The sequence below is a fragment of the Streptomyces albospinus genome, from assembly GCF_014648695.1.
Taxonomy (GTDB): domain Bacteria; phylum Actinomycetota; class Actinomycetes; order Streptomycetales; family Streptomycetaceae; genus Streptomyces; species Streptomyces albospinus.
The window spans coordinates 25,699-38,189 of sequence record NZ_BMRP01000042.1 but is presented as its reverse complement, the minus strand read 5'-3'; the positions used below and the strand labels follow the sequence as shown (position 1 = coordinate 38,189).

Genomic DNA, 12,491 nt, shown 5'->3' with positions numbered 1-12,491 from the left:
AGCCCGCGATTCTGACGCATAGTCAAGACCACGTGACCGACCGGCACATCGCCGCCTCCGCGCCACCCCCACGCGCCCCACCCCCTACCCGTAATACCTGAGAGCTACGCGGACGGTGGCTCCACGGCGGGACGCCGACCACACGCCGTGCTCCATAGCTTCGGTGCCGGAACCACCACCCACCTCCGGTACGGAAGGACCACCCGCCATGGCGTCCCGCCCGCGCAGTCGCCGCCTGCCCCGCACCCTGCTGGCCGTGCTGGTCACCGCCTCGGTGGCCATACCCGTATCGGGTGCCGCCCGCCCCACGGCCGTACCGGCGCCCGCCCCCACGGCTGTCGCCCCGCTGCGGAACGCCACCTCCGCCGCCCTCGCCGAGCGGTACGCCACCACCCGCCGTGACATCAGCGCGGCCGAGCGGACCGCCGCCGCCCACGGCGACCACAAGCGGGCCACCGCGCTGCACGCCATGGCCGTCCCCGCGCGCCACTTCCTCTCCTTCGACGGCCGCGACGGCGGTCGCAGCGCCGAGGTCTACGGCGACCTCTCCCGCGCCGAGCGGATCGCCGTGCTCGTCCCGGGCTCGGACACCGGCTTCGAGACGTACGGACGCTTCCGCGCCGGGGCGCTGGCGCTCCAGCGGCAGCTCCGGCAGGAAGCGGGCACCCGGACCGCGGTCGTCGCCTGGCTCGGCTACGCCACGCCCACCATGGTGAGCGCCGAGGCGATCACCACCGGCCGTGCCGACGCAGCCGCCCCGCACCTGCGGGAGTTCATCGGGGAGTTGAGCGCGGCCCGGCCCGCCTCCCGCATCTCCCTCCTCTGCCACTCCTACGGATCGGTGGTCTGCGCCCGGGCCGCCTCCGGACTCGCCGTGGCGGACATCGTCTTCTACGGCAGCCCCGGCACCGGCTACGACAGCGCCGCCGCCCTGCGCACCCGGGCCACCGTCTGGGCCGGCCGCGGCACCGGCGACCGGATCGCCGACGTCCCGCACGCCCGGCTCCGACTTCTCTTCGTCACCGTCGGGTTCGGGACCGATCCGGTCTCCCCGGAGTTCGGTGCCCGGGTCTTCCCGGCGGGCCGGGGCGGCCACAGCGACTACCTGAAGCCCGGCTCCGCATCCGTCACCAACCTCGCCCGCATCGTCACCGGACGGTTCGCCGACCCCGACGGGCCGGACGCCGCCCTCTCCGATCGGGCCGCTGCCCAGGAAGGCCGTCATGCGTGACTCCGTGAGATCCGCAGTGCGGGCCCTGATCCGCCGGATCGTGCTCGCCACCCCGCCCGGGCGCGACCGGGCCACCGACGCACTGCGCGCCTTCGCCATCCTCGGCGTGGTGCTCGGCCACTGGCTGGTCACCGCGCTGATCGCGGACAGCGGCACCCTGCACGTCGCCAGCCCGCTCCGGACCATGCCCCAACTGGCCCCCATATCCTGGCTGTTCCAGACCCTGGCGGTGTTCTTCCTGGTGGGCGGTCAGGTGGCCGCCAGGAGCCACGCCTCCGCCCGCGTCCGCGGCACGGCCTACCGGCACTGGCTGCACGCCCGTCTCGCCCGGCTGTTCCGGCCGGTCGCCGCCGTCCTTGCGGTCTGGACCGTCGCCACCGGCGCGATGCTCGCCTCCGGCGTCGGCTTCGAGACCGTCCACACACTGGTCAAACTCGTCCTGTCCCCGCTGTGGTTCCTGCTGGTCTTCGCCGCACTGACGGCAGCGACCCCGCTGGTCGCCCGGCTGCATCCGCTGTGGCCGCTCGCCGTCGTCCTGCTCGTCGACGTCCTCCGCTTCGGCTGCGGCGCCCCGGGCTGGCTCGGCTGGCTCAACCTGCCGGCGGGCTGGCTCGTCCCGTACTGCCTCGGCGCGACCTGGTCCCGCGGGGGCCTGCGCGGCCGGACGGCCGGCTGGGCGCTGCTGCTCACCGGGGCCGCGGCCACCGCCGGGCTGATCCTGTTCGCCGGCTACCCCGCCTCGATGGTCGGCGTCCCCGGCGCCGCGATCTCCAACCTCAACCCGCCCACGCTCGCCGCGGCCACCTTCGGCCTCGCCCAGTGCGGCGCGGCCCTGCTGCTGCGCGACCCGCTGAACCGGGTGCTGCGGCGCCCCGCCGTCTGGGCCGCCGTGGCCGTGCTGAACCTCTCCGCGATGACCGTCTTCCTCTGGCACCAGACCTCGATGATGGCGGTCACCGCCACCGGCCTGTATATCGCCGGCCCCCTGCCCGGTCTGCACACTGCACCCGACGGCCCCGCCTGGATACTCGCCCGGCTGCTGTGGCTCCCGGTGTTCGCGGGTGCCCTGCTGGTCTGCTGGGCCGCGTTCCGCACGTACGAACAGCACCGGCCCCGCCGGCGCGGGACGGACGCTCCGCGCGGGCCGCACACACCCGGTGCGCCCGGACCGCGCGGGCCGCAGCCGCCCGCCCCGGTGATCCGCGAAGGGCGCCCCGCCCGACCGGCGGTGGCGCCCCGTGCCTAAGGTGCATCCCGTGAAGAGGGGGAACCGGGCCGAACGGCTGGTGGCGGCGGTGCGCGCGGTGCCGCGCAACCTGCGCGAGGACCTGTGGACGACGGCCGGCGACGATCCGCTGCCGAGCACCGCGCATCGCCCGCGCTGGCTGGACTGGCGACCGGCGATCGTGATGCCGCTGCTGCTGGCCGCGGTGGTCCTGCTCGCCGTCGACACGAACCGGTATGCCTTCGCCTACGGGATGGGCCTGCCCTATGGCCTCCTCGTCGCCTCGCTCCAGTCGGCGGCGCCCGTCGCCGCGCTGTACCGCCCGGTCCCGGCCTGGTGGGTGTCGACCGGAGCCATGGTCCTGGTCGCGTACCACGCGGCGGGACATATCGAGCCGTTCACCCCACTGCCCTGGTACCAGAGCGGGCTCCCTCTCCAGGCGGCGGTGCTGTTCCTGGCGGCGCTGCGGGTCCGGCCCCGGATCGCCGTCGAGATGCTGGTGATCGACGTGCTGACGGGCCTGTTCACCAATGCGGTGCTCTCCGGCCGGTTCAACGACGCGCGCTTCCCCGTCGCCGTCCTCACCCTCTCCGTCGTGGTCGGCACCGCACTGCGCGGCCGGCAGGTGGCCCGAACCGAACTCGTCGCGCAGGAAGAGCTCACCGCCGAGGAACGCGCCCGGCGCACCCTCCTGGAGGAGCGCAGCCGGATCGCGCGGGAACTGCACGATGTGGTCGCCCACCACATGTCGGTGATCTCGATCCAGGCGCAGGTCGCCCCGCACCTCGCCGACAACCCCTCCGACGAGCTGAGGGAGAACCTCCGCGGCATCCGCCAGAACGCGGTCGAGGCGCTCACCGAACTCCGCCGGGTGCTCGACGTGCTGCGCTCCGAGGACGCCCTGTCGGAGAGCGCCCGGCACGCCCCGCAGCCCACCCTCGACCGGCTCGGCGAACTGGTCGGCAATGTACGCGGCGCCGGCCTCGACGTGTCCGTCGAGACCGCCGGCGAGCCGCGCCCGCTCTCGCCCGGCGCCGAACTCTCCGCGTTCCGCATCGTCCAGGAGGCGCTCAGCAACGCGATGCGGCACGCCCCCGGGGCGGCGGTACGCGTCGAGATCGGCTACCGGCGCCACGACCTGACCCTCCGGGTCACCAACACCGCGCCCGACGGCCCCGCCCCGCCCTCCACGGGCACCGGGCACGGCCTGCTGGGCATGCGCGAACGCGCCACCATGCTCGGCGGCGAACTGGCCACCGGTCCCACCCCCGACGGCGGATACGAAGTGACCGCGATCCTCCCCGCCCGCACCCCGAACCTGCCCGCCGCCCCCGCCGAGGACACCCGATGACGACCGCCACCACCACCGCCATCCGCGTACTGATCGCGGACGACCAGATGATGGTCCGTCAGGGATTCACCGTGCTGCTCAACGCCGAACCCGGAATCGAGGTCGTCGGCCAGGCCGTGGACGGCCTCGACGCGGTCGCCAAGGTCACCGAACTCGCTCCGGACGTCGTCCTGATGGACATCCGGATGCCGGAGCTCGGCGGCATCGAGGCCACCCGCCGGATCACCGAACCGCCCGGTGCCACCGTCAAGGTCCTCGTCCTGACCACCTTCGACCTCGACGAATATGTCTACGAGGCGCTGCGCGCGGGCGCCTCCGGCTTCCTCCTCAAGGACGCCTCGGCCGATGAACTCGCCCAGGCGGTAAGGGTGGTGGCGGCCGGAGACGCCCTTCTGGCCCCGAGCATCACCAAGCGGCTGATCGCCGAGTTCTCCCGGATGACCGGCGCCCCGCGGGCCCCGCTCAAGGATCGCGTCGGCGGACTGACGGAGCGCGAGACGGAGGTGCTGTCACTGATCGCCCAGGGCCTGTCGAACGCCGAGATCGCGGCGGGCCTGGTGGTGGCGGAGCAGACCGTGAAGACCCATGTGGGCCGCATCCTGGTAAAGTTGGGCCTGCGGGACCGGACGCAGGCCACGGTCTTCGCCTACGAGACCGGACTGGTGCGGCCGACGGGGTATTGAACTGCCTGCCGGATTCCCCCACCGAACCGGGTGCGTCAGCGGTGCGTCACGACCCCGGGCGCCAGCCGCCCGCAGTTCGAGCCGGAGACGCTGACGCTCACCGTCTCGACGGTCCCGCCCCAGTCCACACACCGGCCTTTCGCCGCGAGATACACCGGGCCCGCATAGGAGGTGTAATTACCGCTGTCGAAAACCGTGTCGGAGCTGCCGTCGGAGGGTCCGAGATACGTGTAGAGGAACACCGGCTTACCGGGGCTGTTCCGGACCGTCACGACGCAGTTCTTTCCGGTCTTCGCGCTGTACATGAGATATACGGTTCCTTTTCCGGTGACCGGTAGGGAATTCACGACACGATATCCGGTGCCGCACGCTCCGTTGTACGCCGCGGCACTCGCCGGCGCGGCCGATGCCGTGGTGGCCAGACCCATCGTGGCGATACCGGCCGCCGCCAGTACCGCGGATCCTGCAATGGCACGTGAACGCTGCATGGGAAAACCCCCGTCAGGTGGTGTCCGTCGCGTGGTCATTTCACCGTGATGGTGATGCACCGTGTTGGACACCGGCCGGGTGGGGATGGTTGTACGCGAATTCCACGCACTCCCGCAGAACTTGACGCTGCCTCACCCCAGGCAAGGCTCCCCGGTCAGTCGTCGTCGTCCTCCCCGTAGGCGAGCACCTTCAGCCTGCCGTACGTCCCGTTGAAGCGGTTGTGGTCCCCGACGGTGTGCCCCGAGGAGGTGTGCTGCCAGATGCTGTGGAATCGCCAGCTGCCCGGCAGCGTGCCGACGCCGCCGCCGTAGTGGGGGATCCACAGCGGGTTCGTCCGGCCGAAGCGGGCCGAATTGCCGGTGCAGCGCTTCCACCAGTTGTTCGAGGTGTAGATGACCGCGTCGCGGCCGGTCTCCGCCCGGTAGGCCCGGACGAAGTCCCCGATCCAGTTCACCATCCCCGCATGGCTCTTGCCGTAGCAGGTCGCGCCGTAGGGGTTGTACTCCATGTCCAGCGCACCGGGCAGCGTCCTGCCGTCCCGCGACCAGCCGCCGCCGTGGTGTGCGAAGAACCTCGCCTGCGTGGCACCGCCGGAGTGGTCCGGCAGCGCGAAGTGATAGGCCCCGTGGATCATGTCCGCGTGGTACGAGCCGTGGTACTGCTGGCTGAAGTAGGGGTTCGTGTAGCTGGTGCCCTCCGTCGCCTTGACGTAGGCGAACCGCACCCCGTGCCGGCGCAGCCTCCGCCAGTTGACCCTGCCGTTGTGGCTGGAGACATCGACACCGGCCACGGCCTTCTTCGACCAGGCGCCCCGCGGCTCGGAGTCGGCGGCCTGCTCGATGCCCTCGTGCATGGCGATGGTGGAACCCATCCAGTCCTGCTCGGGGTGGGCGGGCGTCTTCCCGGCGTCCGGCGACGCGGTGGCGGTGCCGGGCAGGACGAGCGGCAGTGCGAGCACGGAGAAGAGGGAAACGAGAGTTCCGGCCGTGAGGGGGACCGTACGGCGGGCCGGTGCGGATCTGCGCAAGGGCATCGCGTGCCTCCGAAGGACTTCGGTTGAGTCAGTTTCGGCAGCCTTTGAGCAGAATTCTGCCGATAAGAAGACTTATACGCTGAATTGCCGGAACCCAAGACCCGACAGCCCCTCAGTCCGCCGACCGGCCGGGCCATCTCACCCGTCTGGCTGCCCTGGCTTGTCGCGTGCAACGCCGGCGGGCCCCGGCAGTGCCGGGGCCCGCTCTCCTGCGCAGCGGCGAACGCGCCATGTCGCCGCTTCGCCCTCTCTTATGCCGATCCTGCCGGATCGCTTGTCGCGTCCCTCATCGCCGGTGGCTCAGTAGGCGGAGTTGACGTTGTCGATGGAGCCGTAGCGGTGGGCGGCGTAGTTGGCCGCGGCGGTGATGTTGGCCACCGGGTCGGTGAGGTTGTCGGCGGTGCCGGCGACGTGGTAGGCCTCGAAGGTGGGCTGGATCACCTGGAGCAGGCCCTTCGACGGGCAGCCGTTGACGGCGTTGACGTCCCAGCCGTTGACCGCGTTGGGGTTGCCGCTGGACTCGCGCATGATGTTGCGGTGCAGGCCCTCGTAGCTGCCCGGTATGCCCTTGGACTTCATGATGTCCAGCGCCTGGCGGATCCAGCCGTCGAGGTTGTCGGCGTACTTCTTGGGGGCGGCCGGACGCTCGGCGGAACGGCTGGCGGCCTGCTCGGCGGCGCGGTCCTGCTTGGCGACCGCGGTGACCTTGATGCGGTCGGCGACGGACGCGCGCACCGGGCGCTCCACCTTGGCGCTGTCGGCCTTGGCGGGCATCCCGCTGGCGCTGACCGGCTTGACCGCGGCGGAGGCGTGCGCGGCCGGGGCGGCGTTGACGGGGGCCGCGGTGACGGCCAGGCCCGTGGTGGCGCCGGCGGCGGCGAGAACGGCCACGGCGACCTTGTGGGTACGGGTGATACGGGCGATGCGGGCAGCGCGGGGCAGGGTGAAACCGGGCATACGGGGGTGACCTCTTCCAGGTGCGGGGGACGGGGAGGCGGCCATCGTTGGCGCGTTCGGACCGAGGCTCTTCGTGTCGCGCTCGCCCTCGGGGCGTCGGGCGCAGACCCGCTCTCGGTGCGACTGGATCCATGGTTAACGGCCGACCTGAATCGTGGCAATGACCCCTTGTACTACCTATCATCGTGAAATGTGGCGCGATGACCGTTTTGTTCAGTTATTCGCCCCGTATTTCGCGGCGCGGTACGCCCCGGCGTCGACTAGGCGGACTCGTACGTGACGTACGTCGCGTGCCCGGGGTCACCTGCCGGGGCCCGTTCGGCCCCCTTTCGCGCCCCGGGGAAGTTGCCTGGGTCACACCCTGAATTGCCGCCCGGAATCGCCTAGTTCGCCTTCCGGGGGTGGCGGAAAGGGCCGCGCCCCGGCGGATCCGTCCCTGCGGCGGCGCCGCTGGTCCGTTCGTGGCAGCGTCCGGGCTGTCGGGCTGCGGCTCGCCCGGGGGTCCCGGAGAGTGAGACCACACACAACCGTCACTCACCGTAGGGGAGTGCTTATGTTCCGTCGTTCCGCCGCCGTTCTCGCCGTTCTCGCCGCCGCCGGAATCCTCGGTACGGGCGCCGCCGGCGCGGCCCCCGTCGACCACTACCGCGACCACCGCGGCCACCACGAGCGCACCCTGACCCCCAGGGAGCGCGAGGGCCTGCGCGTCGCCGGCCATGTCCTCGACTCCCTCTTCGGCGGCCCGCCGCGAGACTGGAACCGCTACTGAAGCCGGCATCGGCATCAACGCCAACGGCAATGGCCCTGACCGCGAAGTGCGGTCAGGGCCATTGCCGTTGCCGTGGAGGTGCTTCTCCGATGCAGGGCACCGGTGGGGCGCGCCGGCTCGGTTCTCCCGCTCAGTAGGCGGAGTTGACGTTGTCGATGGAGCCGTAGCGGTGGGCGGCGTAGTTGGCCGCGGCGGTGATGTTGGCCACCGGGTCGGTGAGGTTGTCGGCGGTGCCGGCGACGTGGTAGGTCTCGAAGGTGGGCTGGATCACCTGGAGCAGGCCCTTTGAGGGAATGCCGTTCTGCGCGTTGATGTCCCAGTCGTTGACGGCGTTGGGGTTGCCGCTGGACTCGCGCATGATGTTGCGGTGCAGGCCCTCGTAGCTACCGGGGATGCCCTTGGACTTCATGATGTCCAGCGCCTGGCGGATCCAGCCGTCCAGGTTGTCCGCGTAGCGCGGGGCGGCCGGCTTGGGCGCGGCCTCCTTCGGCGGCGCTATCTCCGCGCGCTCCGTCGAACGGCTGGCGGCCTGCTGGGCGGCGTGGCCCTGCTCGGCGACGGCGGTGACCTTCAGGCTGTCCGCGACGGACACGCTCTCCTGCTTCTTGTCCTCGGCCGCCTTCGCCTTCGCCACGACCGGCAGGCCGTTGGCGGCGACCGGCTTGACCGCGGCCGACGCGTGGGCGGCCGGGGCGGCGGCGTTGCTCGGCGCCGCGGTCAGGGCGAGGGCCGCCGCGCAGCTCGCAGTGGCCACCAGCGCCGCGGAGACCTTGTGCGTGCGGGTGAAGCGGGCGGTGCGGGGCAGGGAGAAGCTGGGTATCGGCATGCGGAACTAACCTCTTCCAGGGCTGGGTGGCGGGTGAGTGGCCTTCGGTGGCCCATGAGGACCGAGGGTCAGTGCCGCGCTCGCCGCTCTGGCGGAGTCCGCAGGCTCGTTCTCGGTGCTACCGGAAACATGGTTAGCGCCGGCCCGGGATGGTGGCAAAGATGCCGTGTACTACCCATCTTCGTGCGTAAGGGCGAAATGCCCGATATAAATGCCGGAATTCAGGGCGTACACCGGATCGTTATCGACTAGCCGCGTTCGTACGTGACGTACGTCGCGTGCCCGGCATCACCGGATACGGCCCGCGCGGCCCCCTCCGGACGGGCCGCCGAGTTGCCCGGGTCACACCCCCGGCGCCCCCTCGCGGGTGCCGCTCAGTCCTCCAGCAGCCGTGCCGCCAGATGCTCGATGCGGTCGTGCCAGGCATCCCGCGCCGCCTCCGCGTCGGCGCCCCGCGGCCCGGTCTGCGTCAGGACCAGGCGGGCGCCGTGCCCGGTGCCCCGGCCCAGCTCCCAGCGGACCGTCCCCTCCGGACGGCAGCGGTAGGCGAGAACGGACGGCTCCCGTACTTCGATGACCGGCCCGGCCGGTGTCGTCCTTGAGGCGAATCCCTCCGGGGCGCGCTCACCCGTGGCCGGCTCGTCACCCCCGGTCAGCACCGCCCACACCGTCTCCGCGGGCCGTACCAACTGCCGCTCGAAACGGATCCGCGGCCCCTCCGCCGTCTCCTCCACGGCCCCGTGCCCGAGATCGAACTGCTCCAGATACGCCTCGTGCAGCTCGCCCGAGTCGGGCTCCACGGCCGGCGACTCACCGTCGAGCAGCTGCGAGAGCGCCGTCATGCACAGGTGCCAGCCGGACGCGAAGCTGGCGGCGCCGAACCGGTCGCCGAAGGTGTGCACCAAGGTCAGCAGCGAGCCGTCCGCCTCCGGCGCGATCTCCCAGCGCAGCCGGTCATCGCCCCAGGTGAAGCCGTACAGCCGGGGTTCCTCGGCGTCGGTGACCGTACCGGTCATGGCGGGCCCGCTCACCTGCGGCATGAGAAAGGTGATCGTGCCGCCGGCCCGTAGCTCGACCGCGACATCGCAGGGGAACCACTGCCCCACCCGCGCCGGGTCGGTGAGCGCCGTCCAGACCTCGTGGGGCGGATGCGTCAGCCGCCGCTCCATGCGCAGCGCCGTCCGGCCGTCGGCGGCCTCGGTCAGGGTGTCGGAGTGCGGGTTCACAGGAATGCCCCCTCCTCGGGGCCACGGTGCGGGTGCCCTTGCGGACGCCGGGGGCACCTGCCGCTGTCGCGTACGGCGACGGGCGCGGCGCACGCCGTCCGCCTCATACGCACGCCGGATCCCCCGCGGCCCGCTCGGGGCGTGCCGCCGGGACCAGCGCCGGCGCCGTCTCCAGCGGTTCGTCCGTGAAGAAGCGGGCGGTCAACTCCGCGACCTCCTGCGGACGTTCGAGCACCACCCAGTGGTCCGCGTCGGGGATCGTCAGGAAGCGACTGCCCCCGATAGTGGCCGCGAAGGCACGCTGCCGGTCCGGGGCGGTCACCGTGTCGTGCTCGCCGCTGAAGACCAGGGTGGGGATGCCGGACAGCCCGCCGGCGAAGTCCGGCCGGTCGGTCAGCGCCCGGCGCAGTGAATCCACGGCGTGCGGCGAGTACAGCGCCGCCTGGAGCATCGCCCGCCGGACATAGCGGAAAGCCAGCCTCCGGCGGGCGACGTACCGGCGTTCGTCGAGGCAGAGCAGCCCTTCGGCGGCCAGGGTGGCGAAGGCGGCGGCGTCCCCCTGCGAGAGGTGCTCGGCGGCCTGCTGCCACGCGTGCACCTGGGGGTCGCCGACATCTGCCGGTACGCCGCCGAGCACGAGCCGGGCGATCCGGGCCGGGAAGCGCTGGGCGCAGCTGAAGGCGATGCCCGCGCCGTAGGAGAAGCCGAAGAGGTTGATCCGCGGGGCGCCGAGATCGTCGATGACGGCCAGGATCGCGGCGCAGAGCACCTCCATGCTCGGCCCCGGCGGCAGCGGTTCCGCACCGCCCATACCGGGCAGATCGGCGGTCACCACATCCGCCACCGGCCCCAGCTCCTCGTCCATCTGCGGCCAGCCGAACATCCCCTGCAACGCGCCGCCGAGCACCAGCGCGGGCTCGGTGACCGGCTCCGGGTGCCGCAACAGCCGGTACGCATACGACACCCCGCGCACCGACAACGAGCGGATCGATTCCTCGTTCATGGCTCTTCCTTCCCGGCGAGACCGGCTTCTGCGGTCGGGGTGCGCTAGCTGCGGGTCAGGACCAGCGCAGCGTTGTGGCCCCCGAAGCCCAGCGAGGTCTTCACCGCGCAGTCGAACGCCGCCCGCCGCGGCTCCGCGCGGACGACCTCGATCGGGATACGGGGATCGGGCACCGTCAGATTGGCGGTGTGCGGCACCAGTTGCTCCTCCAGGGCGAGCACCGTCAGCGCGGTCTCGATGCCGCCGGCGGCGCCCAGCGTGTGCCCGGTCATCGCCTTGGTGGAGGTGACCAGCGGATGATCGCCGAGCACCCGCTGCAACATCATCGCCTCCACGTGGTCGTTGACGACGGTCGAGGTGCCGTGCGCGTTCACATGACCGACGTCGCCGCCCTGCACGTCCGCGTCCGCCATCGCGGTGCGCAGCGCCTGCTCGATGCCCTTGCCCTCCGGATCCGGCGCCACCGCGGCATACGCATCGCTGGACGCGCCGTACCCCGCGATCCGCGCGCGGATCGGCGCCCGGCGGGCCCTGGCGTCCTCCGGTCGCTCCATCACCAGCAGCCCCGCGCCCTCGCCGACGACGAAACCGTCCCGGTCCACGTCGAAGGGCCGGCAGGCGGTGGCCGGATCGTCGCGCCGGGTGGAGACCGCCTTCATCTGGCAGGCGCTGGCGATCAGCAGCCGGGACAGCACCGACTCCGCGCCGCCCGCGATGGCGATGTCGCAGACCCCGGCGCGCAGCAGCTGATGCGCGGTACCCACCGCGACGGTCCCGGAGGAGCAGGCCGTCGCCACCCCCAGACTGGGGCCCTGCGCGCCGAGATCCATGCAGACGCTGCTGGCGGCGCTGTTGATCACGGTCAGCGGGGCGAGTTTGGGGGACACCCGCCGGGCGCCGCGCCCTGTCATGGCGGTGAACTGCTGGTCGTAGAACGGCAGCCCGCCGTGCGCGGAGCCGATGACCACGGCGACCCGGCTGCGGTCCCAGCTCTCCGGGTCCAGGCCGGCATCGCCGACCGCCTCCCGCGCGGCGATCACCGCGAGCTGCGAGAAGCGGTCCATCAGCCGCCGGGTGGCCACCCCGAGCAGCTCGGTGGTGTCCAGATCCGTGGCCATATACATGAAGTCGCAGGGGAGATCGGCGAGTTCGTCCTGGTACGACACCCCGCCGGGCACGGTGTCATGGGTGATGGAATGCCAGGTGGCCTTCGTCCCCACGCCCGCCGCGGTCACCAGGCCCAGTCCGGTCACGGCCGCGGCGAACGGCTTCCGCCGGGCAGTCACGCCGTGACTTTGCCGTCGATGGCCGCCACCAGCTGACCCACGGTGTCACGCGAGGTCAGCGACACCTCTTCGAGATCGACGTCCAGCTGCTCCTCGATGAGCACCCGGAGCTCCTCCAGGGCGAGGGAGTCCAGTCGCAGGCTGCGCAGCGCGGTGCCCTCGGTGACCTCCCCCGGCGTGACCCCGAATCGTTCCTCCAGCAAGGTGTTGACAACTTCTGCCGCATTCACGTGGCGCTCCTCCGCTGTTCGTAGGCGATGCTGCCAACCGCGCCCTGGGCCGGATTTCGCCGGTGGTTCCGGCTGGTTTGGCCACCCTTTATACGCCTTTGTCCTGGGCGCTCCCCAACCGTGGTAGCTCAAAGGGGTGATGGGCGCGCCGGAGCGGGCGAGAGGCATGCGTGCGGACGGTG

Annotated in this window: 13 protein-coding genes; 5 read left to right on the top strand and 8 right to left on the bottom strand. The window is 71.8% G+C overall.

From position 1 onward, the window contains the following. Positions 1–208: 208 nt before the first annotated feature. From IEZ17_RS33970 to IEZ17_RS33955, 4 genes are read left to right on the top strand one after another with little or no spacing between them, the layout of a single operon-like run. Positions 209–1,231: an alpha/beta hydrolase gene (locus tag IEZ17_RS33970; RefSeq protein WP_189306983.1), complete on the top strand. Its 1,023-nt coding sequence runs from the start codon at positions 209–211 to the stop codon at positions 1,229–1,231. Then, positions 1,224–2,477 carry an acyltransferase family protein gene (locus IEZ17_RS33965; protein WP_189306981.1) on the top strand — a complete coding sequence of 418 codons (1,254 nt, stop codon included), beginning with the start codon at positions 1,224–1,226 and terminating at the stop codon, positions 2,475–2,477. The genes IEZ17_RS33970 and IEZ17_RS33965 overlap by 8 nt, the downstream gene beginning before the upstream one ends. Positions 2,478–2,487: 10 nt before the next feature. Beyond that, positions 2,488–3,807, top strand: a complete 1,320-nt coding sequence (locus IEZ17_RS33960) for a sensor histidine kinase (protein ID WP_229852898.1) — start codon at positions 2,488–2,490, stop codon at positions 3,805–3,807. Continuing rightward, positions 3,804–4,490, top strand: coding sequence for a response regulator (locus IEZ17_RS33955; RefSeq protein ID WP_189306978.1), 687 nt, complete (start codon positions 3,804–3,806; stop codon positions 4,488–4,490). The genes IEZ17_RS33960 and IEZ17_RS33955 overlap by 4 nt, the downstream gene beginning before the upstream one ends. A gap of 35 nt (positions 4,491–4,525) precedes the next feature. On the opposite strand, the gene IEZ17_RS33950 is transcribed toward IEZ17_RS33955, so the two are convergent. The 3 genes from IEZ17_RS33950 to IEZ17_RS33940 form a co-directional block, all read right to left on the bottom strand. After that, complete coding sequence (locus IEZ17_RS33950) at positions 4,526–4,978, bottom strand: spore-associated protein A (protein ID WP_189307021.1); 453 nt, start codon at positions 4,976–4,978, stop codon at positions 4,526–4,528. A 155-nt stretch (positions 4,979–5,133) separates the two neighbouring features. Continuing rightward, entirely contained in the window at positions 5,134–6,012 is an 879-nt protein-coding gene (locus IEZ17_RS33945; protein WP_189306977.1) for a lysozyme, read from the bottom strand. 300 nt (positions 6,013–6,312) lie between these two features. After that, positions 6,313–6,969 carry a transglycosylase SLT domain-containing protein gene (locus IEZ17_RS33940; RefSeq protein ID WP_189306975.1) on the bottom strand — a complete coding sequence of 219 codons (657 nt, stop codon included), beginning with the start codon at positions 6,967–6,969 and terminating at the stop codon, positions 6,313–6,315. A gap of 553 nt (positions 6,970–7,522) precedes the next feature. On the opposite strand from IEZ17_RS33940, the gene IEZ17_RS33935 reads away from it, so the two are divergent. Next, entirely contained in the window at positions 7,523–7,738 is a 216-nt protein-coding gene (locus tag IEZ17_RS33935) for a hypothetical protein (protein ID WP_189306973.1), read from the top strand. 130 nt (positions 7,739–7,868) lie between these two features. Here IEZ17_RS33935 and IEZ17_RS33930 read toward each other — a convergent pair whose 3' ends face one another. From IEZ17_RS33930 to IEZ17_RS33910, 5 genes are all read right to left on the bottom strand, one after another. Continuing rightward, a complete protein-coding gene (locus tag IEZ17_RS33930) occupies positions 7,869–8,558 on the bottom strand; it encodes a transglycosylase SLT domain-containing protein (RefSeq protein ID WP_373300031.1) in 690 nt (229 codons plus the stop codon). Between the two features lie 380 nt (positions 8,559–8,938). Next, entirely contained in the window at positions 8,939–9,790 is an 852-nt protein-coding gene (locus IEZ17_RS33925) for an SRPBCC family protein (protein WP_229852896.1), read from the bottom strand. Positions 9,791–9,893: 103 nt separating this feature from the next. Next, complete coding sequence (locus IEZ17_RS33920) at positions 9,894–10,793, bottom strand: alpha/beta fold hydrolase (RefSeq protein WP_189306969.1); 900 nt, start codon at positions 10,791–10,793, stop codon at positions 9,894–9,896. A 44-nt stretch (positions 10,794–10,837) separates the two neighbouring features. After that, on the bottom strand, positions 10,838–12,079 hold the full coding sequence (locus IEZ17_RS33915; RefSeq protein WP_189306967.1) for a beta-ketoacyl-[acyl-carrier-protein] synthase family protein: 1,242 nt from the start codon (positions 12,077–12,079) through the stop codon (positions 10,838–10,840). After that, a complete protein-coding gene (locus tag IEZ17_RS33910) occupies positions 12,076–12,309 on the bottom strand; it encodes an acyl carrier protein (protein WP_189306965.1) in 234 nt (77 codons plus the stop codon). Before IEZ17_RS33910 ends, IEZ17_RS33915 begins: the two co-directional genes overlap by 4 nt. Between the last annotated feature and the right edge of the window lie 182 nt (positions 12,310–12,491).